This is a genomic window from Variovorax sp. J22R115 (assembly GCF_030317005.1).
In the GTDB taxonomy this organism is placed as follows: Bacteria; Pseudomonadota; Gammaproteobacteria; order Burkholderiales; family Burkholderiaceae_C; genus Variovorax.
On sequence record NZ_JASZYM010000002.1, the window covers coordinates 47,697 to 74,198 of the forward strand.

At 66.8% G+C, this 26,502-nt stretch carries 28 protein-coding genes; 7 read left to right on the top strand and 21 right to left on the bottom strand.

The genetic code is table 11. The annotated features are described in order from the left end of the window. Positions 1-7 precede the first annotated feature (7 nt). The 4 genes from QTI04_RS03105 to QTI04_RS03120 are packed head-to-tail and all read left to right on the top strand — an operon-like array spanning position 8 to position 4,477. Positions 8-1,045, top strand: a complete 1,038-nt coding sequence (locus QTI04_RS03105; protein WP_286614185.1) for an acyl-CoA dehydrogenase — start codon at positions 8-10, stop codon at positions 1,043-1,045. Next, positions 1,033-1,791, top strand: coding sequence for a PIG-L deacetylase family protein (locus QTI04_RS03110; RefSeq protein WP_286598053.1), 759 nt, complete (start codon positions 1,033-1,035; stop codon positions 1,789-1,791). The genes QTI04_RS03105 and QTI04_RS03110 overlap by 13 nt, the downstream gene beginning before the upstream one ends. Before the next feature lie 5 nt (positions 1,792-1,796). After that, positions 1,797-2,399 carry a bifunctional 2-polyprenyl-6-hydroxyphenol methylase/3-demethylubiquinol 3-O-methyltransferase UbiG gene (locus tag QTI04_RS03115; protein WP_286614186.1) on the top strand — a complete coding sequence of 201 codons (603 nt, stop codon included), beginning with the start codon at positions 1,797-1,799 and terminating at the stop codon, positions 2,397-2,399. Next, positions 2,396-4,477, top strand: coding sequence for a PAS domain-containing sensor histidine kinase (locus tag QTI04_RS03120; protein WP_286614187.1), 2,082 nt, complete (start codon positions 2,396-2,398; stop codon positions 4,475-4,477). The genes QTI04_RS03115 and QTI04_RS03120 overlap by 4 nt, the downstream gene beginning before the upstream one ends. 23 nt (positions 4,478-4,500) lie before the next feature. Here QTI04_RS03120 and QTI04_RS03125 read toward each other — a convergent pair whose 3' ends face one another. The 3 genes from QTI04_RS03125 to QTI04_RS03135 all read right to left on the bottom strand — a co-directional run bounded on the left by QTI04_RS03125 (position 4,501) and on the right by QTI04_RS03135 (position 6,893). Beyond that, the gene (locus tag QTI04_RS03125; protein WP_286614188.1) at positions 4,501-5,013 is read right to left on the bottom strand and encodes a hypothetical protein; all 513 of its coding nucleotides are present in this window, start codon (positions 5,011-5,013) and stop codon (positions 4,501-4,503) included. 135 nt (positions 5,014-5,148) lie between these two features. Further along, on the bottom strand, positions 5,149-6,771 hold the full coding sequence (locus tag QTI04_RS03130; protein WP_286614189.1) for a rhodanese-like domain-containing protein: 1,623 nt from the start codon (positions 6,769-6,771) through the stop codon (positions 5,149-5,151). Next, entirely contained in the window at positions 6,768-6,893 is a 126-nt protein-coding gene (locus QTI04_RS03135) for a hypothetical protein (RefSeq protein ID WP_286614190.1), read from the bottom strand. The genes QTI04_RS03130 and QTI04_RS03135 overlap by 4 nt, the downstream gene beginning before the upstream one ends. 147 nt (positions 6,894-7,040) lie before the next feature. On the opposite strand from QTI04_RS03135, the gene QTI04_RS03140 reads away from it, so the two are divergent. Then, positions 7,041-7,979: a fatty acid desaturase gene (locus tag QTI04_RS03140; RefSeq protein ID WP_286614191.1), complete on the top strand. Its 939-nt coding sequence runs from the start codon at positions 7,041-7,043 to the stop codon at positions 7,977-7,979. A gap of 2 nt (positions 7,980-7,981) precedes the next feature. Here the strand turns inward: QTI04_RS03140 and QTI04_RS03145 are convergent, their stop codons facing one another. From QTI04_RS03145 to badH, 6 genes are read right to left on the bottom strand one after another with little or no spacing between them, the layout of a single operon-like run. After that, the gene (locus tag QTI04_RS03145; RefSeq protein WP_286614192.1) at positions 7,982-8,758 is read right to left on the bottom strand and encodes an enoyl-CoA hydratase; all 777 of its coding nucleotides are present in this window, start codon (positions 8,756-8,758) and stop codon (positions 7,982-7,984) included. Positions 8,759-8,775: 17 nt separating this feature from the next. Next, positions 8,776-9,774 carry a tripartite tricarboxylate transporter substrate binding protein gene (locus QTI04_RS03150; RefSeq protein WP_286614193.1) on the bottom strand — a complete coding sequence of 333 codons (999 nt, stop codon included), beginning with the start codon at positions 9,772-9,774 and terminating at the stop codon, positions 8,776-8,778. Between the two features lie 42 nt (positions 9,775-9,816). After that, complete coding sequence (aliA, locus tag QTI04_RS03155) at positions 9,817-11,460, bottom strand: cyclohexanecarboxylate-CoA ligase (protein WP_286614194.1); 1,644 nt, start codon at positions 11,458-11,460, stop codon at positions 9,817-9,819. A 37-nt stretch (positions 11,461-11,497) separates the two neighbouring features. After that, positions 11,498-12,649: a cyclohexanecarboxyl-CoA dehydrogenase gene (gene aliB, locus QTI04_RS03160; protein ID WP_286614195.1), complete on the bottom strand. Its 1,152-nt coding sequence runs from the start codon at positions 12,647-12,649 to the stop codon at positions 11,498-11,500. A gap of 33 nt (positions 12,650-12,682) precedes the next feature. Then, positions 12,683-13,465, bottom strand: a complete 783-nt coding sequence (badI, locus tag QTI04_RS03165) for a 2-ketocyclohexanecarboxyl-CoA hydrolase (RefSeq protein ID WP_286598039.1) — start codon at positions 13,463-13,465, stop codon at positions 12,683-12,685. 32 nt (positions 13,466-13,497) lie between these two features. Next, on the bottom strand, positions 13,498-14,265 hold the full coding sequence (gene badH, locus QTI04_RS03170; protein WP_286614196.1) for a 2-hydroxycyclohexanecarboxyl-CoA dehydrogenase: 768 nt from the start codon (positions 14,263-14,265) through the stop codon (positions 13,498-13,500). Positions 14,266-14,851: 586 nt separating this feature from the next. On the opposite strand from badH, the gene QTI04_RS03175 reads away from it, so the two are divergent. Then, positions 14,852-15,385: a hypothetical protein gene (locus tag QTI04_RS03175; RefSeq protein ID WP_286614197.1), complete on the top strand. Its 534-nt coding sequence runs from the start codon at positions 14,852-14,854 to the stop codon at positions 15,383-15,385. A gap of 16 nt (positions 15,386-15,401) precedes the next feature. Here the strand turns inward: QTI04_RS03175 and QTI04_RS03180 are convergent, their stop codons facing one another. The 3 genes from QTI04_RS03180 to QTI04_RS03190 all read right to left on the bottom strand — a co-directional run bounded on the left by QTI04_RS03180 (position 15,402) and on the right by QTI04_RS03190 (position 17,344). Next, positions 15,402-15,956 carry a thioredoxin domain-containing protein gene (locus QTI04_RS03180; protein ID WP_286614198.1) on the bottom strand — a complete coding sequence of 185 codons (555 nt, stop codon included), beginning with the start codon at positions 15,954-15,956 and terminating at the stop codon, positions 15,402-15,404. A gap of 76 nt (positions 15,957-16,032) precedes the next feature. Next, on the bottom strand, positions 16,033-16,230 hold the full coding sequence (locus tag QTI04_RS03185) for a hypothetical protein (RefSeq protein WP_286598033.1): 198 nt from the start codon (positions 16,228-16,230) through the stop codon (positions 16,033-16,035). 166 nt (positions 16,231-16,396) lie between these two features. Beyond that, positions 16,397-17,344, bottom strand: coding sequence for an adenylate/guanylate cyclase domain-containing protein (locus tag QTI04_RS03190; RefSeq protein ID WP_286598032.1), 948 nt, complete (start codon positions 17,342-17,344; stop codon positions 16,397-16,399). 378 nt (positions 17,345-17,722) lie between these two features. Between QTI04_RS03190 and QTI04_RS03195 the strand changes: the two genes are divergently transcribed. Then, positions 17,723-17,980 (top strand): hypothetical protein, encoded by a 258-nt coding sequence (locus tag QTI04_RS03195; RefSeq protein ID WP_286568332.1) that lies wholly within the window; start codon positions 17,723-17,725, stop codon positions 17,978-17,980. Positions 17,981-18,020: 40 nt separating this feature from the next. Here the strand turns inward: QTI04_RS03195 and QTI04_RS03200 are convergent, their stop codons facing one another. From QTI04_RS03200 to QTI04_RS03240, 9 genes are all read right to left on the bottom strand, one after another. Beyond that, a complete protein-coding gene (locus QTI04_RS03200; RefSeq protein ID WP_286614199.1) occupies positions 18,021-18,950 on the bottom strand; it encodes an LD-carboxypeptidase in 930 nt (309 codons plus the stop codon). Further along, entirely contained in the window at positions 18,947-20,002 is a 1,056-nt protein-coding gene (gene tadA, locus QTI04_RS03205) for a tRNA adenosine(34) deaminase TadA (protein WP_286614200.1), read from the bottom strand. The genes QTI04_RS03200 and tadA overlap by 4 nt, the downstream gene beginning before the upstream one ends. A 10-nt stretch (positions 20,003-20,012) precedes the next feature. After that, positions 20,013-20,243 (bottom strand): hypothetical protein, encoded by a 231-nt coding sequence (locus QTI04_RS03210; RefSeq protein WP_286598029.1) that lies wholly within the window; start codon positions 20,241-20,243, stop codon positions 20,013-20,015. Position 20,244: 1 nt separating this feature from the next. After that, complete coding sequence (locus QTI04_RS03215) at positions 20,245-20,892, bottom strand: FMN-binding negative transcriptional regulator (RefSeq protein ID WP_286598028.1); 648 nt, start codon at positions 20,890-20,892, stop codon at positions 20,245-20,247. Between the two features lie 46 nt (positions 20,893-20,938). After that, entirely contained in the window at positions 20,939-21,643 is a 705-nt protein-coding gene (locus QTI04_RS03220; RefSeq protein ID WP_286614201.1) for an ankyrin repeat domain-containing protein, read from the bottom strand. Between the two features lie 5 nt (positions 21,644-21,648). Further along, positions 21,649-22,164, bottom strand: coding sequence for a heme-binding protein (locus QTI04_RS03225; protein WP_286614202.1), 516 nt, complete (start codon positions 22,162-22,164; stop codon positions 21,649-21,651). Between the two features lie 117 nt (positions 22,165-22,281). Further along, positions 22,282-22,902, bottom strand: coding sequence for a response regulator transcription factor (locus QTI04_RS03230; protein WP_286614203.1), 621 nt, complete (start codon positions 22,900-22,902; stop codon positions 22,282-22,284). After that, positions 22,899-24,371: an ATP-binding protein gene (locus tag QTI04_RS03235; RefSeq protein WP_336621869.1), complete on the bottom strand. Its 1,473-nt coding sequence runs from the start codon at positions 24,369-24,371 to the stop codon at positions 22,899-22,901. Before QTI04_RS03235 ends, QTI04_RS03230 begins: the two co-directional genes overlap by 4 nt. A 94-nt stretch (positions 24,372-24,465) precedes the next feature. Next, the gene (locus tag QTI04_RS03240) at positions 24,466-26,457 is read right to left on the bottom strand and encodes an aconitase family protein (protein ID WP_286614204.1); all 1,992 of its coding nucleotides are present in this window, start codon (positions 26,455-26,457) and stop codon (positions 24,466-24,468) included. Positions 26,458-26,502 lie beyond the last annotated feature (45 nt).

Here is a 26,502-nt window from a genome sequence, read left to right on the forward strand (position 1 = left end):
TTCACGCATGCTCGCCCCGGTCACCGACGACGCCCTGGCGCGACTACAGCAGCAACACGGAACGGGGCTCACGCTCGCCCACTTGGTCGACAACCGGCTCGACCAGCTTCCGCTGCCGGGTGCAGGCCGGACGCTCGCGCGCTGGCGAGTGCTGGCCGAGGTGGCGGCCCATGATCTTTCTTTGGTAAAGCTGTTCGAGGGCCACACCGACGCGCTCGCGATCCTGCAGGAACTGGGCGCGCCCACCTCGCCGCAGGGATCGCGCTGGGGCACCTGGTGTGCCGAGCCGCCCGATGCGCGACTGGCGATGAATGCCGTGTCCCCGGCAGAAGACCTGGCCGGATTCCACGCGCCCGATGCGCCCCAGGTGCGCCTCACCGGCACCAAGGCCTGGTGTTCGGGCGCCGCGACCGTGACACATGCGGTGGTGAGTTGCTGGAATGCCGCGGACGAGCCCTGTCTGGCCGCCGTCACCATCGCGCCGCCGGACGTCACGGTGACCAGTGATGGCTGGCACGCCGTCGGCATGGCGGCGAGCGGGAGCGTGGATGTTCGCTTCGACCACGTCGATGCGGCGCAGATCGGCGGTCCCGGCGACTACGTGAACCGCCCCGGGTTCTGGCAAGGCGGCGCCGGCATCGCGGCCTGCTGGTTCGGCGGCGCGCTCGGCATCGCGCGCATAACGTGGCAGTCGAGCGGCCACGCGCCCGACGCGCATCGGCTCGCGCACCTGGGCGCCATCGACGTGGCGCTCGCTGCCGGTGCCGCTGTGCTGCGCGAGACCGCCGCCTGGATCGATGCGCATCCAAAGGACGACGCGCGACGCCATGCCCTGCGCGCACGGCTCGTGGTCGAGCAGGCCGCCAACGAGGTCATGCACCACGCGGGTCTCGCGGTGGGCGCCGGCCCGATGTGTCGCAACCCACGCTTCGCGCGCGCCATGGCCGATCTGCCGGTGTTCCTGCGACAAAGCCACGCGGAGCGCGACCTCGCCGCACTGGGCCAACAGAACCTGCACGGAGACACCCCACCATGGATGCTGTGACCGATCGCCCCATTCGCGGGCAAGGCACCTCGGAATCCGACTGGAATGCATGGCCCGGCTTACGGCACCTTCGGGCGACGACGTCCGAGCAACTGGTTCCTCACGGCGCCCGCGCGGTGGTGGTGGCGCCGCACCCGGACGACGAGGTGCTCTCGGTCGGCGGCCTGCTGGCGCAGCTTGCCCGCAGCGGAACCTCCGTCTGCGTCGTCGCGGTGACGGACGGCACCGCCAGCCATCGTGGCTCCGCCGATTGGCCCGCCGACCGGCTGGTCAGGGTGCGCCCCCAGGAGAGCCGCGACGCCCTGCGATGCCTGGGCATCCAGGTCGAGCCGATGCGCCTCGGCATGCCCGACGGCGACCTGCGGGATCAGCGCGGCCAGCTGGCGGAACGGCTGCTGCCGATGTTGGATCGCTCCGACGTGATCTTCACGACCTGGCGACAGGACGGCCACCCCGACCACGAGGCCACCGGTCACGCCTGCGCGTTCGCGGCAGCTCGCACCGGGGCGCGACTGGTCGAAGTGCCCGTGTGGGCGTGGCACTGGGCCGCACCGGGGGATGAGCGGCTACCCTGGCATCGCGCCATCCGGGTGGACCTCGACGCCGACGCGGTGAGTCGCAAGCGCCAAGCGGTACAGTGCTTCAAGAGCCAATTGGAGCCGGACGCTTCCACGGGCGCCGCACCGATCCTGCGCTCCACCACGGTCGAGCGCGCAGCCCGGCCCTTCGAGGTGATGTTCACGTGAGCACCATGCAGGACCAAGAATCGTATTTCGCCGGGCTCTACGGCGGCAGCGACGATCCCTACCAGTTGCGCACCCGCTGGTACGAAGAGCGGAAGCGCAATCTCCTGCTGGCCGCATTGCCTCGGCAGCGCTACGAGCACGCCTACGAGCCCGGCTGCGGCATCGGCGAACTCACCGTCGCGTTGTCGAAGCGCTGCGACGAGTTGCTGGCCGCCGACTTCTCCGAGCGCGCGACGGAGATCGCAACCCAACGCACACGCGGATTGCGCAACGTGCGCATTGAGCGGCACCAACTCCCCGACGACTGGCCGCATGATGCCGGGCCCTTCGACCTCATCGTGCTGAGCGAGCTGGGCTACTTTCTCGACGAGTCCGCCATGCGAAGCCTGGCGGGTTGCTGCCGGCACTCGCTGACGGTCGAAGGAACGCTGGTCGCCTGCGACTGGCGGCCGGATTTCAAGGGGCGCGTTTTGTCGACCGACGCCGTGCATGCGGCGCTGGCTGCGCTGGGACTGGCATGCATCGCGCGCCACGAGGAGGATGACTTCCTGCTGCAGGTGTGGTCGCGCAACGGCCGCTCCGTTGCCGAGCACGAGGGCATCCGATGAGAGAGCCCCTGCCCTTTCTCGCGGGCGGCGGTCGGCTCGGCGAACTGATCGCCCGGCATGACTGGAGCACGACCGGCGTCGGTCCGATCGAGCGGTGGCCGCCGCACGTGATGACCGCGACCGCGCTCATGCTGCGATCGGTCGTTCCCATCGTCATGCTGTGGGGTGAAGCGGGCGTGATGATTTACAACGACGCCTATTCCGTCTTCGCCGGCAACCGGCATCCCCTGCTGCTCGGGTCCAACGTCCGGGAGGGATGGCCCGAGGTCGCCGACTTCAACGACAACGTGATGAAGGTCGGTCTGGCGGGCGGGACCTTGAGCTACCAGGACCAGGAACTCACCCTCGCAAGAAACGGCCGCGCCGAACCCGCTTGGATGAACCTCGACTATTCGCCCCTGCTCGACGAAGCGGGCATGCCCGCAGGCGTGATGGCCGTCGTGGTCGAGACCACGGCCAAGGTCCAGGCAGAGCGGCGCCTGAACGGCGAGCGCGAGCGCCTGCGCGCGACCGAGGCCCTGCTGCGGACGCTGAATGCCGACCTGGAGCGCCAGGTGGAAGAGCGGTCTCACGGACGCAGCCTCTTCTGGCAGCTCACGTCGGACCTGCTGGGCGTACTCGACGGCGAGGGCGTGTTCGAGAAAACCAATCCCGCATGGCAAGCGGTGCTCGGATGGACCGAGGACGAACTGCGGATCACACCCATCTTCGATCTGCTCCACCCCGATGACCTCCGGACGACGCGTGACGGCTTCGCCAAGCTCAAGGACGGCACGCCGGTCGTGAACTTCGTCAATCGCTATCGCTGCAAGGACGGCACGTACCGGTGGCTGTCATGGACGGGGGTGCCCGAGGAAGGCCGCTACTACTGCAGCGGCCGCGACATCACTGCCGAAAAGGATGCCCAGATCGAGCTCAACATGGCACAGGAGGCGCTGCGCCAATCCCAGAAGATGGAAGCCGTCGGCCAGCTCACCGGCGGCATCGCGCACGATTTCAACAATCTCCTCGGCGGCATCAGCGCCAGCCTGCAGGTGCTCGAGGCGAGGCTCGCCAAGGGCAAGGTCGACGGTGTCGAGCGCTACATCGCCATGGGCCAGGCGTCCGTGCGCCGCGCCGCGGCCCTGACGCAGCGGCTGCTGGCCTTCTCGCGCCGGCAGACGCTCGACCCGAAGCCGACCGACGTCAACCGCCTGGTCGCCAGCATGGAAGAGATGATCCGCCGCAGCATGGGGCCGGGCATCGAGGTCGAGGTGATCGGCGCCGGAGGCCTCTGGCCGACCAAGGTCGATTCGCCGCAACTCGAAAACTCGCTGCTGAACCTTTGCATCAATGCGCGCGATGCCATGCCCGACGGTGGCCGCCTCACCATCGAGACGGCGAACAAATGGCTCGACGACCGCGCGGCGGCGGAGCGCGAACTGCCGCCGGGGCAATACGTTTCACTGTGCGTGACGGACACCGGCGCGGGCATGTCAGCTGAAATCAAGGCGCGCTGCTTCGACCCCTTCTTCACCACCAAGCCCATCGGCCAGGGCACGGGCCTGGGGCTGTCGATGGTCTACGGCTTCGTGCGGCAGTCCGGCGGCCAGGTGCGCATCTACTCGGAACTGGGCAAGGGCACCACGATGTGCCTGTACCTGCCGCGGCACCTCGGCGATCCCGATCAGGATGAGCCCCGCTACGCGCAGGAGTCCGTCGAGCGCGGCGACGGCGAAACCGTGCTGGTGATCGAGGACGAGGCGAACATCCGGATCCTCGTCGCCGAAGTCCTCGAACAGGCCGGCTATCGGGTGATTCAGGCAGACGAAGGTTCGCGGGGATTGCGGCTGCTGCAGTCCCGGGCGCGCGTCGATCTCCTGATCACCGACGTGGGCCTGCCCGGCGGCATGAACGGCCGCCAGGTGGCCGACGCGGCGCGGGTCACGCGGCCGGAGCTGAAGGTGCTTTTCATCACCGGCTATGCCGAGAACGCGGCCGTGGGCAACGGCCATCTTGAACGGGGAATGGAGGTGATGACGAAGCCATTCGAGATCACGGCGCTGGCGAACAAGGTTCGGGGGATGGTGGGGCCCTAGCGGCCCGGCCTTGCGCCTGCGGCCTAGGCAAGCAAGGCGTGCGCCGCTGCGAGTGCAATCGCCAGCGCCACGCCGAAGATCCCGAATGCCGCGGGAGTTCGCGATGCCGAATGAAAGGTCAGCGCACCCACGCAGCCCATGAAGAGGAACGGCAGCGGGATGACAACGGGCAGCGCCAACAGGATGGCGTCTTCGAAGGCGCAGGCGATGGACGCGACATCCGGCGTGGTCCAGCGAATGCCGATCAGGGGCAACGCTGCGATCGCGGTGCACATGAAGAAGCTCCAGAAGAGCCAGTCCTGGGGAATCGGGGCTTCGCTCGCCGGTGCCGCGGTTTCCTCCCATTCCGCTTCGTCCAGCTCTTCAACCGGGTCCGCCGTGCCGGCCGTTCTGCGTGTCCGCCAGTCCTGCAGAGCGACCGAGGGAATGGAGAGCGCAAGAACCACCAGTTCGAGCCAACCGCCTGTTCGCCGCTCGACCGCGACGCGCGAGAAGGACCGGGGATTGCCAGAATGAGTTGTGATGAGCGGTGTCATGCCCGGCAATGTAGGCACGGCGATCGAGCTTGGCGTCATCGGACCGCAGCAGTATCGCGTGATGCTACCGGGCGTGGCGACGGAAGCGCCGCTCGGCGCCATCTGCGCACCGCCAACGCCCTGCCACGCCGCCGATCAGCGCGAAACAGGTTCGCGGAGGAAGCGAAACTGCACCGTCGAATCCCTGGCCACTCGGGAGCCGAGGCCGCGTTCCCACTGCAGGTAGGCGTCCCACACCGCGTCCCGGCGCGGGCCGAAGACGCGCATGACGGAACCCCAGTCATCGTCGAATGGGGTAAGCAGCCGGGACGCGCGAATCTCGGACTCGACCGCATGGCCGCGAGCCTGCCAGGCCTGCGTACCGCCTTTCAGCCAGGCCACCGTGGCCTCGGGCCAGCGTCGCCGTGCGTCGCGCGCCGCCAGCCGGGCGGCTGCGCCATCAGGCGAGGTGAACACGATGGCGGCATCCGATGGCAAGAGCACCTCCAGCGGAGTCAACGAGGCCGGGAGGAGAAAGTACGCGCCGGGCAGATGCCCGCGCTCGTAGTCCATGCTCGGGCCGACATCGACGACTTGCGCCAATCCAGCGTCGAGCAGGTGCGCGAGCGGATCGGCGTCGAGCGCCGCCGGTGCGTCCGGCACCTGATCGGGGGCCGCCTCATGCGGGGCCCGGACAGGCATCGCTGTCGGCAACTCGCCCTCCAGCACATGAACCTCGGCCTGGTTCAACTGCGTCAGCCAGAAAGCCGTGACGGAAGCGCGAAGCAGATGAGCATCATCGACGAGCACGATGCGCGCGTTGCGCGTGCCCACGAGGTTCTCGAAGTGCATCAGCAGCTGCCCGCCAGGCACGTGGCGCGCGTCGCACGCGGCGGCTTTGGCAGGATCAGCGAGCGGACGCACGTCGAAGACGTAGAGGGTCCTGCCGGACTCGGCCCGCAGCCGCCCCAGTCCGCTAGCGTCGATGCACTTCAGGCCGTAGCGCGATCGCAGATCTTCGGCGAGCCCACGCAGCACGGCGGGCTCCTCCGCCGGCACGTCGTCGACCGGCACTGCGTTCTGGACCACCGGGGCGCCGCGCAATCCCCAGGCCATCACGCCGTCTTCCACGAAGACCGCATCGGGCGCGCGTCCGAGGAGCCGCAACGTCGTGGTGCCGATGATTCCGCGCGTGCGGCTGAAGCAGTTGATGGCCCATAGGTGCTCCGGGTCGCCGTGCGCGAAACGGCGCAGCGCCAGCTCGGTGCCGGAGTAGCTGCGCGCGCCTTCGATCGACAGGAACTCGTACTCTTCCCTGGGGCGTGCGTCGATCACGGTGGTGGGCTTGCCGCTGCGCCTCCGCGCCTCCAGTTCGGCCAGAGGCAGCACCGGCGTTTCGTAGCGCTGCCGCACGCCGTCGCCGAAGGCCTTGACCAGCGTGTTGTAGCCGTTGATGACCGGATAGCCCGTGGCCTTCCAGGCCTGGAGCCCGCCCGCGAGCCGCCGTACCCCGGAATATCCGAGCCGACACAGCAAGGCCGCCGCCGCGGCCGCAGGACCGTCATCGGCATCGTTCGCGTCATAGATGACGACGTCGGTGCCGCGCCGCGGAACGAACGCATCGATCTGCAGTTCCAGCACGCTCAAGGGCGCAAGTCGCGCCAGGTTGGGATGGCCCGCGTTGAACCAGCGCGCCTCCCGCACATCCAGAAGCGCCAACTCGGTCGGACCGAGCAGCAGGTCGCGCAGCGCCTGGGGCGAAATTCCGGTATCGCTCAATTGGGTTGGATCTCCGCCTGCTTGACGGTCCTGTTCGGATAGTTGTCCGCGGCAAAGCCGAAGCTGGAAGACAGGGCAAGCGCAAGCTCCGAAAGCAGGCTGCGGCGATTCGAAAGGTTCATGGGTCGGGCGTCGCGCGGGGCGTGAAAGCCGACGAATCTAGGTTGTCCACGCGCTGCTGCGAACAAAGCTTTGCGCATATGGACATGCGGAATGGGCGCATGCGGATGTCGGTGGCCTTCCTATCATCGCGCCGCATCGGACGACCCATGACAACCGCGCACATTCCTGCTCCTTCCACCCGCGCTGCGCGTGCAGCACCCTGGTGGCGCCACTACGAAGTCCCGACGCTGATCCTCGCCGTCGCGATCTATGCTGCCTGGGCGGCGCTCGTCGCCTCGCACGGCGCGCTGCCGGGCTGGCTGCTGTTCGTGCTCGGCGGCTATCTGGCGCAACTGCACTTCTCGCTCCAGCACGAGAGCATTCATGCGATGCGCCACCTGCCCCAATGGCTGCGATGGGCGAGCGTCTGGCCGCCGATCAACCTGTGGCTGCCCTACCCCCTCTACAACCGCGGACACAGCGCACACCACGTCAACTTTCACCTGACCCACCCTGAGCGCGACACCGAGAGCGCCTACCACTCTGCGCCCGCGTGGGCCGGCTACGGCGCAGCATGGCGGTGGATCTACCAGGCCAACCAGACCCTCGCCTTCCGCGTGGTGCTGGGCCCGGTCCTGCGGCTCTACAAGCTGGTTCGCGGCGAGGTCGGACGCATCTACGCCGGCGACTTCTCACACGTCGGGATCTGGCTCGTGCATGCGCTGAGCGTGGCGCCGGTTCTGTACTACGTGATCGAAGTCTGCGGCATGAGCCTCGGCAAATACCTGATCTGCTTCGTCTACCCCGGCATGATGCTCGGCGCGTTGCGCTCCTTCACGGAACACCGCTGGAGCGACACGCCGCACGAGCGCGTGGCGATCGTCGAATCCAACCTGCTCTTCGGCCTGCTCTACCTCTACAACAACCTGCACCACGTGCACCACCGCGCGCCTACGATGCCCTGGTACGAAATCCCGGTGCATTTCCGGCGCCATCGTGCCGCCGTGCTGGCTGGCAATGGACATTTCTACTACCGCGGCTACAGCGAAATCGCACGCCGCTATCTGTTCCGCCCGGTGTTCGCGCCGGTGCATCCCAAGTGGTAGCGTCAGCGGTGCCTGAATACCGGTTCTCGCTTGGCGAGAAAGGCGTGCATGCCCTCGTGCGCGTCCTCGCTGGCGAAGCGCGCATGGAGTTGCCGGCGCTCGAAGCCGATGCCTTCGGTGAGTGAAGCCTCCCAGGCACGATTCACGGACTCCTTGATTGCCATCAGCGCCGGTAGAGAGAAGCCGGCTATGCGGGTCGCGAGGTCGATGGTTTCGGAAAGCAATCTTTCGTCGGGCACCACGCGCGAGACCAGGCCGTAGCGGTCCGCTTCGGCTGCATCCAGCATGCGGCCGGACAGGCACATGTCCATGGCCTTCGCCTTGCCGATGGCGCGGGGCAGGCGCTGGGTGCCGCCGGCGCCGGGCAGCATCGCCAGCTTGATCTCCGGCAGCGCGAACCGGGCGGATTCGGCCGCGACGATCAGGTCGCAGGCCATCGCCAGTTCGCAGCCGCCGCCCATCGCGAAGCCGGCCACCGCCGCGATCACCGGCTTGCGAACGCGGCGGATGGTTTCCCAGTTGCGGCTAATGAAGTCGCCCTGGAAGACGTCCATGTAGCTCCAGTCCGCCATCGCCGCAATGTCGGCGCCGGCCGCGAAGGCCTTGGCGTTGCCCGTGATGACGATGGTGCCGATGCCGGCATCGGCATCGAAGGCCAGCAGCACCGCGCCGAGCGCATCCATCAGCGCATCGTCGAGCGCGTTCATCTGCTGCGGTCTGTTCAGCGTGATGACACCGACTCGGCCACGGGTCTCCGCGAGGATGGGTTGCTCTTGCATGGCGGCTTGCTCCCGGGTCAGTCCACGACGATCTTCTGTTCCTTGATCAGCCCGGACAGCAGCGTGCCCTCGGTGGCCAGCATCTTGCGGAAGTCGGCTGTGTCCATGGCGACCGGCTCGGCGCCCAGGTCGCCGTAGCGCGACTTGACGGCCGCCTGCGACAGCGCCTTGCCGATCTCGCGGTTCATGCGGGCCACGATGTCGGGAGAGGTTCCGTTGGGCGCCCACATGCCGAACCAGATGTCGAGATTGGCACCGGGGAAGCCCTGCTCGCCCACGGTCGGAACGTCGGGGAAGAAAGGCGAGCGCTTGGCACTCACGATGCCCAGCAGCTTGACCTTGCCGGTGCGGATGTGCGGGAAGGCGATCCCCGGGTCGCAGACGAAGTCGGCCTGGCCCGACAGCACGTCCTGCAGCGCAGGCGCCGCGCCGCGGTAGGGAATGTGGGTGATGTAGGTGCCGGTCGCCTGCTTGAACAGTTCACAGGCCAGGTGCGGCGGCGTGCCCGCGCCGGCCGAGGCATAGGACAAGGTGCCCGGCTTGGCCTTCGCCAGTGCGACGAGATCCCGCACGTCCTTCGCGGCCATCTGCGGCTTGGCGACCAGGTACATCTGCGTGCGTCCGACGCTCGCGACCGGCATGAGGTCGCGCGACGGCAGCAGGGTCGACTTGAAAAGCGAAGGATTGGCTGTCTCCACCGAGGTGGGTGCGATCAGGAAAGTCTGTCCGTCCGGTGCGGCGCGCACCACTTCCGAAGCCGCAATGTTGCCGCTGGCACCGGGCTTGTTGTCGATGACCACGGGTTGGCCCAGGGATTCGGACAGCGCCTGCGAGAGGATGCGCGCCATCACGTCGGTGCTGCCGCCGGGCGCGAAGCCGACAACCACGCGAATGGGCTTGGCGGGCCAGTTGCCCGCCGTCTGCGCCTGGATCGCGCAGGCCGCGCCGAGCATGCCCATGCCGATGGCGGCCCGAACCAGACTCCGGCGCACGGCCGCAGTGAAATGAAAATCCATGTCTTGTCTCCGTTGTGGTGATGGAAGCGATGCGCCTGCCGCTCAGGCCGCGTTCTCGCGCAGCAGTTCGCGCAGCTTGAATTTCTGGATCTTTCCGGATGGCGTGGACGGCATGACGTCGCGCACGACGAGCCGCTCCGGGATGTACTGGATCGCCACCTTCTGGGCCTTCAGGAAATCCACGATCGAGGGCAGATCGACACTCTTTCCAGGCCGGGGAACCACCACCGCGCAGGCGCGTTCGCCGAGCCGCTCGTCGGGATAGGCCACGATGGCAGCCATGGCGATGTCCGGATGCCGATAGAGCAGCGACTCGATCTCGACGACCGGGATGTTCTCGCCGCCGCGAATGATCACGTCCTTGCTGCGGCCGGTGATGCGGATGTAGCCCCGCGCGTCGATGCGAGCGAGATCGCCGGTGTCGAACCAGTCATCCGCGTCGGTGCCGTTGAGCTTCGGTCGCTGCAGGTAGCCGCCGAAGTTCGAGCAGGCGCGCAGCATCAACCGGCCCACCTCGCCCGACGGCAAGGCTTGCCCATCAACGTCGACTACCTGGACCTCCACGCCCGGCAACGGGCAACCGTCGGTGTGGATGGAGCGCTCGTCATCGTCGCCCAGTTGGGTCAGGGTGACGGCACCGTTCTCGCTCATGCCCCATGCCGATACGATCTTGGCACCGAGGGCCTGGCGCGCCTGCTCGACCAGCGGGCCGGGAATCGGTGCGCCCGCGCACAGGAACACGCGCAGGCTCGGCACGCCGGAGCCGGATTCCGTCACCGTCTTTGCAAGGTCCGTGAGGAACGGCGTGGAGGCCATGGTGAAGCTCGCCTTCTCCTCGCGGATCAGCGCAATGGCCTGCTTCGGCTCCCAGATGTCCTGCAGGACGGCGCCGGCCTTCAGCATGATGGGCATCATCAGCCCGTACATGAAGCCGGTCTGGTGCGCCATGGGCGAGGCCATCAGCACCACGTCGTCGGCGCCGAGATGCAGGCGCTCCGCGTAGGGCATGATGTTCGCCATCGTAGTGTTGGCGGAGTGCATGACGCCCTTGGGCTCGCCCGTGGTGCCGGAGGTGTAGATCAGTTGCGTCACGTCATCAGGGCCGGGGCGGCTGCGCGCGAGGATGTCCTGCGCGTCGGGTTCGTCCTCCCAGGCCGGACCGCTGAGCAGCGCCTCGAAGCTGTTGGAGCCCGCGCCGCCGATCACCACGATCTGCTTCAGGTCGGGCAGCCCCGGTTGCAGCCCGGCCACCATGCGCTCGAAGTCGAAGCCGCGAAAGGTCTTCGGAACGATCATCACCTTGGCCGCGCCATGCTTGAGCATGAAAGACAGCTCGCGCTCGCGAAAGATGTGCATCAGCGGATTGATGACGGCGCCCAGCCGCGAGCAGGCCAGATAGGTCAGCGTGAACTGCCACCAGTTGGGCAACTGGCAGGCCACCACGTCATTGCGGCCCACGCCCAGGCGGCCCAATCCCACCGCGATGCGGTCGGCCATCTGAGCCATCTGGCGGTAGGTGAAGCGGGTCGTGACGCCGTCCTCCACCTGCAGTGCGGTCAGAGCGAGCTTGTCGGGACAACTCACGACGCAGGCGTCGAGGTCGTCGTTGATGGTGCGGTCGTGCCACAGGCCCTGCGCAATCATCCGGGCGCGGCGCGGGGGCAGCAGTACGGCGTCGAATTCCATGGTTGTCTCCTCTTTCGTTGGCGGGGTGGGTGGCGCTTCAGGCGGGCACGGCGCTGCGGCCGGCACGGGTGCGCGCCACGATGGTCTTCATGATCTGGGCCGTGCCGTCGCCGATCTGGAAGCCCAGCACATCGCGCAGTCGTTGCTCCATCACGCCGCGGTCGTAGCCGCCGTGGCCGAACATCAGCAAGCACTGGTGCACCACGTCGTAGGCCAGCTTGGGCGCCCACCACTTGCACATCGCGGCTTCGGCCGTGTGCGGCGCACCCTTGTCCTTCAGCCAGAGCGTCTGCAGGCACAGCAGGCGAGCGGCTTCGACTTGCGTGTCGAAATCCGCCAGCGGATGCGACACGCCCTGGAATGCGGACAGCGGTTTGCTGAAGGCCTCGCGCTGGGCGACGTATTCCCAGGTTTCCTCGAGCGCCACGCGGGCCACCGCGAGCACTTGCAGGCCGATCAGCGCGCGCGAGAAGTCGAAGCCCTGCATCACTTGCACGAAGCCCTTGTTTTCGTGGCCGAGGCGATGACTCACGGGCACGCGCACGTTCTCGAAGAACAGTGAGCCGCGGCCGATGGCGCGCTGGCCGTGGCAGTCGAAGCGGTTGCGCGTCACGCCCGGCAGATCCAGGGGCACCAGCAGTGCGGTCACGCCGTGCGCGGCCGATTCGATCGACCCCGTGCGGCCGAACACCACGGCCGCATCGGCCTGGTCGGCTGCGGAGATGGAAGTCTTCTCGCCGTTGATCACGTACTCGTCGCCCACGCGCTCGACTCTCAGGCGCAGGTTGGCCGCGTCCGAGCCGCCGCGCGGTTCGGTGAGCGCGATGGCGAACAGCGCCTCGCCGCGCGTGAGCTTCTGCAGCCAGGGCTTGACCACTTCCGGCCGGCCATGCTCTGCAAGGATCTGCCCATTGAGCGAAGCCAGCAGGTTGACGTAGGACATGCTGAGATCGGCTCGCGCAATCTCTTCGTGGATCACGCCGGCCGCCAGGCAACCCATGCCCTGCCCGCCGTGCTCTTCGGGCAGCTCGGGCGCGATGAATCCCATCTCGCCCATTTCGCGCATCAACGCACGATCGAGCACGCGCGTCCTGTCGCGTTCCAGAAAGCCCGGCGCGACACGGCCGGCAGCAAAGCGTCGCGCATGTTCAGCCAGCGCGGCGAGGTCTTCGTCGATGTAGGGGTTCATATCGTCTCCTTGGGGCGGCAGCGGGGAAGCGCCCTACTTCACGTACTTGCGGAAGTCGGGCTTGCGCTTTTCCTTCAGGGCATTGACGCCCTCGCGCGACTCTTCGGTGTCGTAGTAGAGCTTCAGCGCGTACATGCCCATGCCGGCGATGCCGCTCTGGTGCGCGGTGTCCATGTTGAAGCTGCGCTTGGCGATCGCGATGGCGGTGGGGCTGCGCTCGCAGATCTCCTCGGCCCACTTCTGCACCTCGGCGTCGAGCTGCTCGTGCGGAACCACGGCGTTGGCCAGGCCCATGGCCACCGCCTCGGCACCGCTGTAGCGGCGGTTCAGATACCAGATCTCGCGTGCTTTCTTCTCGCCGACCACGCGCGCCAGGAAGGCGGTGCCATAGCCCGGATCGACCGATCCCATCTTCGGGCCGACCTGGCCGAAGATGGCCTTCTCGGAGGCGATGGTCAGGTCGCAGATGGTGCACAGCACGTTGCCCCCGCCGATGGCGAAGCCCTGCACGCGGGCGATCACCGGCTTGGGCACGTTGCGGATGGCGTCGTGCAATTCCTCCATCGGCAGGCCAATGGTGCCGCGGCCGTCGTAGTTGCCGTCGTGCGCAGATTGGTCGCCGCCCGTGCAGAAGGCGCGGTCGCCCGCACCCGCCAGCACGATGGCACCGATGCTTTTGTCGTAGCCCGCGCGGTTGAGCGCCTTGATGAGCTCGTCGCAGGTCTGGCCGCGAAACGAGTTCATCTTCTCGGGCCGGTTGATCGTGATCCAGGCCACGCCGTTGCGGGCTTCATAGAGGATGTCTTCGAATTCCATGGTGTTCTCCTTGGGGGTGTATGGAAAGGCGATCAGCCGTTCATGGTCAGGCCACCGGAGACGCTGAGCACCTGGCCGGTGACAAAGCCGGCGTCGTCGCTGGCGAAAAAGAGAATGGCACCCGGCAGGTCCTCGGGCTGGCCGATGCGGCCCAGCGGAATCGAGCGCGTGAAGGCCTCCATCAGCTTCTCGGGGTTGCCGGCGCCTTCCTTGTAGTCGGCGAACAGCGCGGTGTCGGTCGGCCCCGGGCACACCACGTTGACCGTGATGCCATGGCGCGCATGTTCGCGGGCGATGGTCTTGGAAAACGCCACCAGTCCGCCCTTGCAGGCGGCGTACACCGCTTCGCCCGAAGAGCCGACACGCGCCGCGTCGGATGCGATGTTGACGATGCGCCCCGCCTTGCGCGCGGCCATGCCGGGCAGCACCGCGTGGTGCATGTGCAGGGCGCCGGTCAGGTTGATCGCGATCAGCTTGTCCCACTGCGCCGACTCGGTCTTGGTGAAGGGCTTGAACACGTCCCAGCCGGCGTTGTTGACCAGCACGTCGATCGGGCCCAGGCCCTGCTGCGTGGCCTCCACCGCCTTGTCGACGCTGGCGCGATCGGTGATGTCGCAGCGGAAGGCCTGCGCCTGCCCGCCCGTGTCGCGAATCTGCGCCGCGACTTTCTCGGCGGCTTCCACATTCATGTCGAACACGGCCACCTTCGCGCCTTCGCGGGCGAAGCGACGGCATGTCGCGCCGCCGATACCGCCACCACCACCGGTGACCACCACTGTCTTGCCTTCGAATCTTTGCATGAGGTTCTCCATCAGGTTTGAAGCTTGCTATCGTCCTATACGGCGGCCCCTAAAAACAGAGCCAATACGTCAATATGTTTACGTATTCTATAGTATTCGTCGATCTTGAGCGCATCAATTTCGATGACAAAAATCATGGTTATCCCTAACCAATCTAACGACAAAGCCCACATGATGCTGGCCAATCGCACTTTCTTTCGCCTTCATTAATGCGACAACATATTGCATCAAATGGGAGCGCATCGCGTTGAAGCCGAGGGACTGACCCCGTCACGCCTGGATCGCGTGACGCAACCCCCTACGGACTCCGCAGAGTGGCGCGCGCGAAGGCGTCAAGCTCCAGTCGCTGACTCCGCTGTTTGCGGAGCTGGAGGCAGAGGGGTGGGTCAACCGGAAACCGCATGAATCGGACGGCCAAGCTGACTCTCACCTGAGTTGTGCCGCAATTCTGTGGATAACACTGTGCGTAGTAGCGGGAGACCCTCGCACGCAGCCTGACCTGGCGCGGGTTTCCGCCGCATTGCCTCTGGAATAAGCACCGGCCGATCGGCAGGCCGGCAGCACCCCGCTAAGCTACCCATCCACCATGACCACCATCCAATTCAGACGCCGACTCATCGTCATCATCCTGTTGTGCGTCGCCATCGGGGGCGCCGTCATGCGGCATTTCGCGGCGCCGGGATCTACCCTGCGCGACATCGGCACACTGCTGATGCTGCTGTGGGTGCCGATCATCGGCAACGTCATTGCCTGGCTCATCGCGCGGATCCGGCGCCCGGCTGCGCCGCCGCCTTCGCCTTTCGACGAAAGACGCGCCTTCGAACCGCACGCGCGCGTCGAACTCACGTTGCGCCAACCGAAGCTGCCCTCCCACGACACGCCGGTCGCCGAGGGCGAGCATCGCTGCGCGCTCGTCGTCGACAACGAGGCCTTCTCTGCCAGGTGGTGGGTACGGCCCGGCGAAGCCTTTCGCCGCGGAACGGCTCAGACACTCGAAGTGGAATTTCTCGCGCCCGCCTTGGCGCTGCCTCGGTTTCCGGCAGACACCGCGTTTCGGATGCTGGTCGGCGAGTCATTCATAGGTGACGGCCGCGTGCTCCAGGTACTCGAACCGGCCTGAGGTCGGCCGTGGGAGGCTACGCTGCGGAGGCGAGCAGGGCCTTGTCGACCGCCTCGTGCAGATGCTGCAGCCCGAACGTCACGTCGGTACCGACGCCGTCGACGTAGAAGGCCGGCGTCGAGCGCACCCCAACGCGGCGACCACTGTCGACCTGCTCCTGCACGCGCTGCAGGTAGACGTGGTCTTCGACCTCATTGCGAAAGCGGGACATATCCAGGCCAAGCTGCTCGCCGAATTCGAAAAGGTGCGGCTTGTCGAGATGTTGCCGATGGGTGAACAGAAGATCGTGGTACGGCCAGAACTTGTGTTGCGCCGACGCCGCCTCGGACGCCTCCGCCGCCAGTTCCGCGTGCGGATGAACCTCGCGCAATGGATAGTGGCGGAACACGTAGCACACCTTGTCGCCGAAGTGCGCCAGAAGAATCTTCACCGCCGGGTGCGCCTGCCGGCACGACGGGCACTCGAAGTCGCCATACTCGACCACGGTGACCTGCGATGCGCCGGATCCCACGATGTGGTCTGTGCGCATATCGGGCACGAGGAGCGGACTCAGCGATGTGCGGGTGTTCATGATCTGCGGCCTGCGAGATGGAAGAACAGGCCGTCAGTATCGACCAATGGCGCAAATATCCAAGTTCAAGTTCCACTCACCATGAATGGGCAATGGTGAGCGACCCTGTCGATGCGGAAGCCACTGCAAGTCGTCGCAGCGCGCGGACCGAGACATAGCCATGGTGAGCACGGCGCGCGATGGCATGCGCCGATGCGGGGGCGATGCCCCAGGCCTTGGCGGTCACGCCGATCACGCGCTGTGCAGGATGGATCGATGGGGAGAGCGAGCTCATGGTTCGTGTCTTGTAGGGCGTATCGATGAGCCTCGCATTCTGGGCAAGACACATGACAAGACAACGAAGCAATCTTCAGTTCGATATAGCTGGATCGAACAAGGCTCTCGACAGCCGGTGCGCCGCCCGGTCGGCCATCCATCGAACCTCGCAGGCGAGAGGCGTGTCAGCGGACGTCGCGACGAGCCAGCAGCACATTGCCACCGGTCGTGTTGAACGAGATGGTCGGCGCGCTGAAATCGCTGAGCGGTGCGCCCAGGCCGATCTCGCCGCTGCCGTGCAGCACGCACTCGTCGCGCCTCAGCGCGATTTCGCCGCTGGCGCCCGCGGTGCCGTGGAAGCGGACCCAGGTGCCATAGGTGCTGACATCGACCAGCACACAACTGCCGTGCCGCGCTTCGATGCGCGCATGCAGGCGCGACACCCGTGGATCGTTGACGACGAACTGCGCCTCGTCGACCCGCCCCAGGTGAATGGGCAATTCAGCCGCGCGAAACATCGAACGCACGTCGAGCCATGCCAGTTCGATCTGGCCGAAGGACGAATCCGCCGCACGCGCCGGCTGGATCAGCGCGGCAGGCATCGTCAGGAACTCGGAAACCTCGTCCTGCCAGTCGACGCGGTGGACGACGGGCATCTCGACCTTGCCGCGAATATTGATCGGCCCCAGGTTGCGATGGCGCACTTCGCCCTCAAGCAACTGCTCGATGACCGACTCGGTAGCCCAGATCTGGCCGGGGCCGGCCAGATCGCTGAGCCGCGATGCCAGGTTGACTGCGTCGCCGTAACAGTCGCCGTCGACTTCGACGACTTCGCCGCTGGCGACACCGATCTGCAGTTCCATGCGCAAGGGCGCCGGCCAGGTCTGCAAGCGCTTCTGATGATTGCGCTGCATTTCCAGCACGGCCCGGGTGGCAGTCACGCCGTTGGCGAAGATGGCAAAGACGCCATCGCCCAGCGATTTCACGACACGTCCGCCATGGGATTCGCACACGCCGCCGATCCACTGGGTCAGGCGCGTCACCGTCTCGGTCGCACGGGCGTTCCCCATGGCCTCGAAAACCCTGGTGCTCCCCGTCAAGTCAGCAAATACGACTGTGGAATTGGCGCCCATGTTGTGCAGTTTTTGGTAGCTCTCGCTGTTCGATTATGGCAAAGCAGCAGAGAAACCCTGTCGCAAACGCTCAAATCGCGCAGGAAGCGGGGAAAGCTGTTGCTTTTTCATTTCGTGACAACAGGAACACCAAGTTTCATTTTTAAAAGTAACACTTAGGTATCAATTCTTCCACCAATACGCGAACTGATTCGTGAAGTATGTTGTTTTTAAACATGAATAATTGTGTCGACACTTGTGCCGCAGAGGACGTCGCCTTAACGTAGCGGCCATCAAGGCTTTCGGCAACACGCCTTTACCTCCATGGTGTCCCTCAGCAGGTTCTTCCGCTTTCTGTCTCTTCCCGGGCTCGGCCTCCGCCGTTCCGCGGATCGTCAGATGGGCCAGATCCGTACCGCCATGTTGTCCCTCTTGCAAGTGCACGGTGGTCACTCGATCCAGCGCGTTGCCCAACGCGTCCGCTTCGCGGGTGATCTCGAAGCGCTCTGGTATCTGCGTCAGGATGTGCTGACAGCACTCAGCGCCGTCGACGGCGAAGTGGCGGCAAGGCGCCAGATGCGCCAGATCAACCGCCTGTTCAAGGGCGGCCTGCCCGGCACGATGGGTCCGAGAACCCACCAGCGCATCATCACCTGAGCTGGCGCGCCGCCCTCGCGGCCGCGCCCTCCCGGCACGCTCAATGGGCGTGCCGATGTCCCCAGACCATGAAGACGTCGCGCCCATCGGCCGCCAGTTCGACCTTCGCGCCGACTGGCAGGAGCACCTTCGTCGACACGTGACCGAAGGGCAGCCCGGTCAGGACCGGGGGCTTGATCAACTCGCGCAGGCGCGCCGTCACGGTCTGCAGGCTGAATCCACGGTCGTGCGGCACCTTCTTCGTGCCGGTGAAGGACCCCAGGATCACCGCCTTCTGACGCCCGAGCACACCCGCATGGCGCAGCTGATCGAGCATGCGTTCGACGCGATAGGGGTGCTCGTTGACGTCCTCCAGGAACAACACGCCCTTGTCGATCGCCGGGAAGTACGGCGTGCCGAGCAGGCTCGTCAGCACGCAGAGATTGCCACCCCAGAGGACGGCGTCGTGGATGCTGCGGAGCTTGGGCAGATCGGCGCTGTCGCGCGCCGGCATGCGCCAGCCAGTGCCCTCGCCTCGCCCGCTCAACAGATCGTCGAAGCAGGCTTCCATGATGTCGTCGGCCCCGGCTTCGGCGCCGAAGTCCTCGCCGACCGCGGGGCCCGCCCAGGTCACGGCGCCGGTCTTGGCCAGCAGTGCGCTCTGGAAGGCGGTGAAGTCGCTGAGTCCGACGAACTCGGTGCCGTGGTGAATGGCCTTGGCCACGGCCTTGTACGGAATCGCGTCGAGGATGCGCGTGAGCCCGTAGCCGCCGCGCGAAATGAGCGCCACGTTGGCGCCGCTGGCCGCAGCGCGTGAGATCGCGGCCAGTCGCGTGGCGTCATCGCCCGCGAAACGCTGGTGTGTTGCAAGAGCCGCTTCGTCGACTTCGACTTCATGACCGAGCGCCTGGAGCCGTTTGACGCCGCGCTTGAACGCAGCCTTGTCGCGCACAGCGCTGGAGGGCGAATAGATGTAGATGTGTTTTTTCACGGGGCGAAGTATCCCATTGCATCCTTTGCCAACTGGGCCGCCTGTGCGGCCGTGGGTCCGGAGACTCGCTTCGGAACAGGTCCGAGCGCGCGCAAGGCGGCCTCGTAGCCGCGATCGGGAAAGGGTGCCCGCCATGCATCGGACACGGATCCGCCACCATCCGGCGCGACCATCACCAAGGGAAAGCGTTCGGGCGCGGCCTCAGCCAGGAGCGACGCCAGCGCGGAAGCATTCTCGCTATGCACGAGTGCCAGCGGCCCCGGCTGCAAGCGATCGAGCCATTCGAGCAGCACGTCGCGATGCCACGCGAGTTGATGCACGACCTCGCGCTTGGGCTTGTCGCTTTGCCCAAAGCCAATCAGGTCGGGCGCCAGCACGCGCAGACCCTGCACACGCAAGAGGTGCCTGAACAGGTAGCTCCATTCCCCCGGCCCGTGCAGGCACAGGCAGGCGGCCTGCGCATCCTGCGGTCCTTCGTCCAGATAGTGCATGCGCCAGCCTTGCTGGCTCGGAAGATCGCTCATGTAATGCGGAGCAAACGCGTAGTCGGCCAACGCGCTGAAGCGATCGGCCGACGTGCGCAGAGCATCGTCGCGCAAGGGCTCGGCCGCCTCGCGTGCCGCGCTGCGACGGTCGCGGAAGAAGTTCTGCAGAAGCGCCTGGCAGTCGGCCGAAAGAACACCTCCTTGCACCCGCGTGTGGTGATTCAACTGCGGCTGCCCGAGCAGATCGATCACCGATCCCGCCGCGCCGGTCTTCGGGTCCGCAGCGCCGAACACCACGCGGGCGAGCCGCGCGTGCAGCATGGCACCGGCGCACATTGCGCAGGGTTCCAATGTCACGAAGAGTTCGCAACCATCGAGGCGGTAATTGCCCAGCGCGGCACCCGCCGCTCGCAGTGCGTTGATCTCGGCATGCGCACTCGGGTCGTGCAGCGAGACGGGTGCGTTGCGGCCGCTGGCGATCAGCACGCCATCCTTCACCAGCACGGCACCCACAGGCACTTCGCCGACTTCGGCTGCCTGTCTCGCTTCCGCCAGCGCGAGAGCCATCCAGTGATCGTCAGTTGTCATCGGTGACGGGACGCCGCTGCTGCATCGCGGCGTCGAGCGATTGCTTGAACTGCTGCTGAATTTGCTGGCTCTGCGCGCGGGCATCGCCGGCCGGCGCGCTGCCTGCGGGTGCCGGGCCGGTCGACAGTGCGGGTGCGGTCATGCCGCCGAGTTGCTTCTTGACCAGCAAGCCGACGATGACGAGCGCCAGAACGAGACCGATCAATCCGATGACACGCATCTCAGGTCTCCTCCGCAGCTTGCGTGTCGGAGACGTTCATGCCGAGCCGCTTCATCCAGCCGGCCAGCGCCTGTTCGTCAGGCGATCCCACGCTGTATTGCGCATGCATGGCGGCGTGCGCCTCCTTGCGGTGCTGGTTGAGCTTGAGCTTGCATTGCAGCGCCGTCACGCGCAGTTCGAAGCCGACGATGCCGTTGAGCATCTTGAGTTGGAACTCCTCGCCGAGATCGCGCCATTGCTGTGCGTACGCTGGCTCGTGCTGGCCAATCAGGCGCTTGAGCAAGGCGTCTTTCTCGGCAGGCGTTTCGATCAGCCGGGCTTCGACCGTGCAATTCACTGCGAGGTAGTTCCAGGTCGGAACACGGGCCAGGTCGGGGTAGACCGAAGGCGACATGTAGGCATGCGGCCCCAGAAAGCTCACGACCGCCGTGGGCCGCGCCCGCAGGTAACGCCAGTGCGCATTGGGCTTGGCGCAATGGCCCAGCAGCGCGAAACCGTCCTCCCCGCGATCGTCCAGCACCAGCGGCAAGTGCGTGATGTAGGGCAGTCCGTCGTCGTCGTTCGAGATCAGCGTCGCGAAGGGATGCGCGCGCATCAACTCCGCGGCGGTCGCACGGTCCGTGGAGTTGAACTGGGGCGGTGTGTACATGGAGCGAGTCCTGCGAAAAGGATCGCCCGATTGTCCCCGAGCCGCCCTACTTTGCGCCCGAGGCCTTGAGCTTTTCGACCATGGCGTTGTAGCCACGCGCCTTGGCCAATTGCAGCGGGGTGTTGCCCTGCCGATCTGCGAGCTGCAGATTGGCGCCCGCATCGACGAGCGCGATCAGCGTGCGCTGGTGGCGCGGCCCGCCGTCGCCGAGCACGATCGATTCGATCAGGGCGGTCCAGTGCAAGTTGTTGACGTGGTCCAGCGGTGCGCCGGCGGCGATCAGGCGCCGCACGACCTCGTCATGGCCGAGGTGGGCCGCCGCGATGAGTGCGGTGCCGTCGTAGCGGCTCGTGGTCTGCCCGGCGCTTGCGCCGAGCGACAGCAGCAGCGCGAGCGTGGGCACGTCATCCGCGACTGCAGCGATGGTGACGGCGTCATAGCGGTCGTCTTCCAGGCGTTGGAGGTTCGCTCCGGCCTTTGCCAGCGCGGTGATGGCTTCGCGTTGGCGCGCATAGGTCGCCACGTGCAGGGGCGTGCGGCCGAGGCTGTCGCGAGCATCCAGATCTGCACCGGCCGCGATCAGCGCCTTGAGCCTGCTCATCTCGCCTCGCCACGCGGCCTGGTGCAGGCCCTGGTAGGCCTGGACTTCGGCAGCCGTCGGCGGCACCTGCGCCAGCGCCACGCCGCCGGACGACATCAGCAGCGCCGCAACAGCGGCGGCAAGGCTCGATCGGTACAGCGCGGCCTTCATGGCGATCAGCCCAGTTGGCCCTTGACCTTGTCGAGTGCGGCGTTGGCGCACTGCTCGTCCAAATGGCCGCCTGGCGCGCCGCCGACGCCCACGGCTCCGATCACTTCATTGCCGACCTTGACCGGCACCCCACCGCCGAGCAGCAGGAAGCCGGGGATGTTCACGAGGTTCGCCGCGGCGGGGTTCTTCTGCGCGTTCTCCATCATGGCGAGCGTCGGCGACTTGGCCGATGCCGAGGTCCAGGCCTTGCGTTCGCTGGCGCCCAGCGTGTGCGAACCGGCGTTGTCGGCACGCTGCACGGCGCGCACGGTGCCCGAGCGGTCGACCACGGTCGCGGCCACGGCATAGCCATTGGCGGCGCAGGCCGCAACGCTGGCGGCGGCGATCTGGTTCGCGAGTTCGAGCGACATGTTCTTTTCAGCGCGCACGGCCGGGCTCGGTGCCTGGGTTTGCGCCTGCGCTGTCATCGCGGAAGCGGCGAGCAAAACGGCGAGGCCGCCGAGACGAAGGGTCGAATGCATGGAGTTCTCCAGAGGTGATTGGGTTGCTTGCGCCGGCATTTCGCCGACCGCATGGCAACTGTAGAAATAGCTCGGCCCCGGGACCATTCGTACGGCTACGCCCGCCGCTCCGTAAAACTACGGAGTGTCGACCAATGCGGCGTATCGCCGGATCAGTTGCGCCAGCGAGTCGCACTCCAGCTTGCCGAACAGATTGGCGCGGTGCGTCTCGATCGTTCGCGGCGACAGGGCCAGAGCGCGGGCGATCTCCTTGTTGGTCAGCCCCGCCACGATGAAGCCCAGCACTTCGCGCTCGCGCTCCGAAAGCTGCAGATAGCGATCGCGCGCGGCCTGGTCGGCCTGCGTCCGCTCGCGCGAGTTGACGTGCTGCCGCACCGCCTGCTGCAAGGCTTCGAGCAACTGCTCGTCATCCACCGGCTTCTCGAGGAACTCCGCCGCGCCAGCCTTGAAGACGCGCCGGCACATCTCCACCGTGCCGTGACCGGTGAGCATGATCACCGGTTGGTCCACGCCCTGCGCGATCAAGGTGTCGAGCACCGTCAGCCCGCTGATGCCGGGCATGCGCACGTCGAGCACGATCGCGCCGATGCTGCTGCGGTCGAAGCCGTCGAGAAAGGCCTGCGGGTCCGCCCAGGCGTGCGTGCGAAGGCCCACCGTGCCGATCAGCAGCGCGAGGCTCTCGCGCACCGCGAGGTCGTCGTCGATCAGGTGGATCAGCGGTGACAGCGGTTCGTTCATGCGCGCCGCTCCGTCGAGGAAGAGTTCGCCAGCGGCAACCGCAACGTGAAGCGGGCGCCGCGCGGCGATGCGGCCTCGGCGGCGAGCGAGCCGCCCATGCCGACGGCCAGCGTCTCGCACAGGCTGAGTCCGAGCCCCAGGCCGCCGTCCCGCGTGCTGAAGAAGGGTTCGAAGATGCGCGGCAAGGATTCCGGCGCGATACCGCGTCCGTTGTCGGTCACCGCCAGTACGCCGTGCCCGCCTTCACGGTCGACTGAAATTCGAAGGCCGCGCTCGCCTGCGGGCACGTCTTCCAGCGCCTGAAGCGCATTCATCAGCAGGTTGTGCACGATCTGTTCGAGTGCGACCGGATCGGCATGCACCGTGACCGGCGCGTGGGCCGCGTCGTCGAAGGCCGGCCCTACCGCGCGCCGATCGAATTCGGGCGCGAGCAGGTGCAATGCGCCGCGCAGGGCCTCCTGCAACACCACGGGCCGCGTCTCGGCGTGGCGGTCCGGACGCGCGATCACGCGACGCAGACGGCCGATCACGTCCGCGGCGCGACGCGCCTGCTCCGCAGCTTGCCGCATCGCCGTTCGCGCGGTCGCCAGTTCAGGCGGGTCGTCATTCAGCAGGCGCTGGGCGGCCTGCGTGTTTGCAAGCACCGCAGTCAGTGGCTGATTGAGTTCATGCGCCATTCCGGCCGCCAGTTCGCCCAGGGCGTTGAGCCGCGCCACCTGGCCGAGCCGCAGCAGCTCTTCGGCACGCTGCCGCGCGATGCGCTGGCGCAGCAAGGTGTAGGCCCCGGCGAGCACCACACCCGCCGCGATCGCCCATGCGGCCATCAGGACCCAGGGCAGTTCCCGCCAAGACACGACGCGCTCCGCCACGAGGTCGAAGGACTGGCTCTCGGAAGCCAGCGCCTTGCGGAAATCGAAGCGCCAGCCGTTGCGCGCGGTCGAATCGCCCGGCTGCACGACGAAAGACTGCCCTGTCCGCTCGAGTGTCACCCGCACCGGGCTGGTCTTCGGATCCATCGGCCAATCGCGCCAAGGCACGGCCGTCGCGAGGTCGATGTCCAGCGCATAGCTCGTCGGCACCGAGCCGGTCACGAGCCGATAGCGGCCGCTGGCGAAGTCACTCGTCGCGAGTTCAGGGCGCCGGAGTTCGCGTGACCTGGCTTCGGCCTGGGCCAGCTGCGGATCGGACCAATCCGTGCCCGTCTCGCGCCGCAGCACGCCAAGGATGGAGGGATAGACCGACGGCAGCCGACGCTCGGGCTGGTTGGCACCCGGCACGGGCTCCAGCAACGCGAGGGTCGCGAGCACCGCGTCGTACTGCACGACCTGCTGGCTCATCAGGCGATGCGCAATGCGCCCGTTGACCTCGAAATCCTCGTTCAACTGCTGGATCTCGGCGCGCGCGATCCAGACCGCACCGACGCCGGTGACCAGCAGCCATGCGAGCCACCAGCCACCTTGCGTACGCAACCATTGCCTCATGGCGCGGATTGTGCCCGTGCTGCGTGCGCCCAAATGGCGAGTCATGCCTGGCGGCATGCGGGAACGTCAGCCCTGGCCGGATTCAGGCCTGCCGCTGTTGCAGCGTCTCGAAGGACACGAGCTCGCCGGCGATCGCGCTGGCCGCCACGGTCGGTGGGCTCGCGAGCCAGACCTGGCCTGGCCCGCCGCGCCCCGGAAAGTTGCGGTTGATCGCGCTGACGGTGACCTGATCCCCGTTCGTCGAGCCACCGGGCCCGCAGTTGCCGCAAGCACCGCACGAAGGCTGCAGCATGCGCGCGCCGACTTTGTCGAATGCATCCATGTAGCCCTGGGAAATGCAGTGATCGCGAACGGCCGTGGTGCCGAACTGCAGGAACAGCTCCACATGCGGCGCAACGCGGAGTCCTCGATCGGCAGCCCAGCGCAACACCGCGTGGTAGTGATCGAAATCCTCTCGCTTGCCGGCGGTGCATGACCCGCCGTAGGCGATGTCGATGCGGACCGGCGCCTGCACCTCCGCCAACGGCAGTCCGTTGCCCGGGTCGCCGGGGCGGGCCACCATCGGAGGCACGCCGGCGCAATCGATGCGAAGGATTTCAGCGTACTCGGCGCCCTCGTCGCTGTGCATCCAGGGCTCGAGCGCGAAGTCGATGCCGCGCCGCTCACGCAGGAAGCGCACGGTTTCCGCATCAGGGGCGACGATGCCGGTGAAGCCCCCGAGCTCGGCCGTCATGTTGGTGAGCGTGGCCCGCTCGTCGGTGGAGAGCGCCGCGATGCCCTCGCCGCAGAACTCGAACACCTTGCCCACGCCACCGCCGCTGCGGATGATCGGCTGCGACAGCAGGTGCAGCACGATGTCCTTCGCCGTCACGCCGGCCGGCACCCTCCCCTCCAGCACGATGCGAAGCGACTGCGGCACGGTCAGGCGCACCGCACCGGTGACGAAGGCATTGGCCATATCGGTCGTGCCGACACCGAAGGCGACGCAGCCCAGCGCGCCGCTGTGCGGCGTGTGCGAATCGGTGCCGACGACGACTTGCCCCGGCAGCGCATAGTGCTCGGCCACCATCGCGTGCGAGATGCCTGCGACGTTGCTGCCATCGTCGGACGCCGCCTCGGCCTCGCTCAGTGTGCGATGCGAGCGCAGCGCGTAGGCGGCCGCGAACTCGCGCTGCGCCTCGACCATGCGGTGCACGTTGGGCACCAGCCCGCCGCGCACGTGCGCGGGGCTTTCCTCGACGTAGGAAGTGTGGTCCTCGAACACGATGATCGAGCCCGGCTCGTACAGCACCAGCGGGCGGCCGAAAGTGGTGTGCAACATGTGCGCGGCCATGCCGGTGTAGTACTCGTGAATGAAGCGCCAGTCGGCCCGCACGAAGGCACCATCGCCCGGCGCGGGATGCGCCTCGGTCAGATCGGTCGCCAGCGCATGGCGCGCCACGATCTTCTCGAACAGCGTGCGCGGGCGCGTGTCAGCCACCTCGGGCGCGACGGTGATGTCGCGCATGTGCTGCTGGCCGAAGCGGAGCAATCCACCGTTCCGGAGGATCGCAGCCGCCAACGCATCCCTACCCGCGACGAGATCCGCGAGAGGGATCGCCTCTCCTGCCTGGATGCGTTCGACGAGGCTGAAATCGGTCGACGTGAAAAGTCCGATGTTGTCCGCGTTCTGGCGATAGATGCGCTCGAAGCTCTCGGCGATCACCAGCCGTACGCCGGCCAGCTTTTCCGCGGCCGGACTGTGCTCGCGCGAGGAGCCCTTGCCATAGCGCTTGCCGCTCACCACGACCTCGACACCACTGGTGCGGATCGCATCGGTGCCGATGGGCGTTGCATCGTCGCCCGCCCTGAAGCCGATGTAGGGGTAGCGCCCGAGCTTGTCGTCGTAGTGCGTGAGGATCGGCAGCGGCGTGATCTCGTCGGTCGAGACGTCGTCGCGCAAGGGACGCGCCTCGTCGAGCGAGATCGATTCGCCCTGCAGGCTGCGAGTGACCACGTCGGCCGACTGGCTCAGAAAGAGGATGGCTGGCGCGAACTGAATCGCGGGGAACCTCGTGGGCGAAATGGCTGGCATGCCGAATTCTCGCGGGCGCGCTGCGTGCTGCAAAGCGCCGATGCG

What these genes read in the sequence shown, in the direction of transcription:
- QTI04_RS03105 (WP_286614185.1), top strand. Translation starts at nt 8, where the DNA reads ATGCTCGCCCCGGTCACCGACGACGCCCTGGCGCGACTACAGCAGCAA.
- QTI04_RS03110 (WP_286598053.1), top strand. Translation starts at nt 1,033, where the DNA reads ATGGATGCTGTGACCGATCGCCCCATTCGCGGGCAAGGCACCTCGGAA.
- QTI04_RS03115 (WP_286614186.1), top strand. Translation starts at nt 1,797, where the DNA reads ATGCAGGACCAAGAATCGTATTTCGCCGGGCTCTACGGCGGCAGCGAC.
- QTI04_RS03120 (WP_286614187.1), top strand. Translation starts at nt 2,396, where the DNA reads ATGAGAGAGCCCCTGCCCTTTCTCGCGGGCGGCGGTCGGCTCGGCGAA.
- QTI04_RS03125 (WP_286614188.1), bottom strand. Translation starts at nt 5,013, where the DNA reads ATGACACCGCTCATCACAACTCATTCTGGCAATCCCCGGTCCTTCTCG.
- QTI04_RS03135 (WP_286614190.1), bottom strand. Translation starts at nt 6,893, where the DNA reads ATGAACCTTTCGAATCGCCGCAGCCTGCTTTCGGAGCTTGCGCTTGCC.
- QTI04_RS03140 (WP_286614191.1), top strand. Translation starts at nt 7,041, where the DNA reads ATGACAACCGCGCACATTCCTGCTCCTTCCACCCGCGCTGCGCGTGCA.
- QTI04_RS03145 (WP_286614192.1), bottom strand. Translation starts at nt 8,758, where the DNA reads ATGCAAGAGCAACCCATCCTCGCGGAGACCCGTGGCCGAGTCGGTGTC.
- QTI04_RS03150 (WP_286614193.1), bottom strand. Translation starts at nt 9,774, where the DNA reads ATGGATTTTCATTTCACTGCGGCCGTGCGCCGGAGTCTGGTTCGGGCC.
- aliA (WP_286614194.1), bottom strand. Translation starts at nt 11,460, where the DNA reads ATGGAATTCGACGCCGTACTGCTGCCCCCGCGCCGCGCCCGGATGATT.
- aliB (WP_286614195.1), bottom strand. Translation starts at nt 12,649, where the DNA reads ATGAACCCCTACATCGACGAAGACCTCGCCGCGCTGGCTGAACATGCG.
- badI (WP_286598039.1), bottom strand. Translation starts at nt 13,465, where the DNA reads ATGGAATTCGAAGACATCCTCTATGAAGCCCGCAACGGCGTGGCCTGG.
- badH (WP_286614196.1), bottom strand. Translation starts at nt 14,265, where the DNA reads ATGCAAAGATTCGAAGGCAAGACAGTGGTGGTCACCGGTGGTGGTGGC.
- QTI04_RS03175 (WP_286614197.1), top strand. Translation starts at nt 14,852, where the DNA reads ATGACCACCATCCAATTCAGACGCCGACTCATCGTCATCATCCTGTTG.
- QTI04_RS03180 (WP_286614198.1), bottom strand. Translation starts at nt 15,956, where the DNA reads ATGAACACCCGCACATCGCTGAGTCCGCTCCTCGTGCCCGATATGCGC.
- QTI04_RS03185 (WP_286598033.1), bottom strand. Translation starts at nt 16,230, where the DNA reads ATGAGCTCGCTCTCCCCATCGATCCATCCTGCACAGCGCGTGATCGGC.
- QTI04_RS03190 (WP_286598032.1), bottom strand. Translation starts at nt 17,344, where the DNA reads ATGGGCGCCAATTCCACAGTCGTATTTGCTGACTTGACGGGGAGCACC.
- QTI04_RS03195 (WP_286568332.1), top strand. Translation starts at nt 17,723, where the DNA reads ATGGGCCAGATCCGTACCGCCATGTTGTCCCTCTTGCAAGTGCACGGT.
- tadA (WP_286614200.1), bottom strand. Translation starts at nt 20,002, where the DNA reads ATGGCTCTCGCGCTGGCGGAAGCGAGACAGGCAGCCGAAGTCGGCGAA.
- QTI04_RS03210 (WP_286598029.1), bottom strand. Translation starts at nt 20,243, where the DNA reads ATGCGTGTCATCGGATTGATCGGTCTCGTTCTGGCGCTCGTCATCGTC.
- QTI04_RS03215 (WP_286598028.1), bottom strand. Translation starts at nt 20,892, where the DNA reads ATGTACACACCGCCCCAGTTCAACTCCACGGACCGTGCGACCGCCGCG.
- QTI04_RS03220 (WP_286614201.1), bottom strand. Translation starts at nt 21,643, where the DNA reads ATGAAGGCCGCGCTGTACCGATCGAGCCTTGCCGCCGCTGTTGCGGCG.
- QTI04_RS03225 (WP_286614202.1), bottom strand. Translation starts at nt 22,164, where the DNA reads ATGCATTCGACCCTTCGTCTCGGCGGCCTCGCCGTTTTGCTCGCCGCT.
- QTI04_RS03230 (WP_286614203.1), bottom strand. Translation starts at nt 22,902, where the DNA reads ATGAACGAACCGCTGTCACCGCTGATCCACCTGATCGACGACGACCTC.
- QTI04_RS03240 (WP_286614204.1), bottom strand. Translation starts at nt 26,457, where the DNA reads ATGCCAGCCATTTCGCCCACGAGGTTCCCCGCGATTCAGTTCGCGCCA.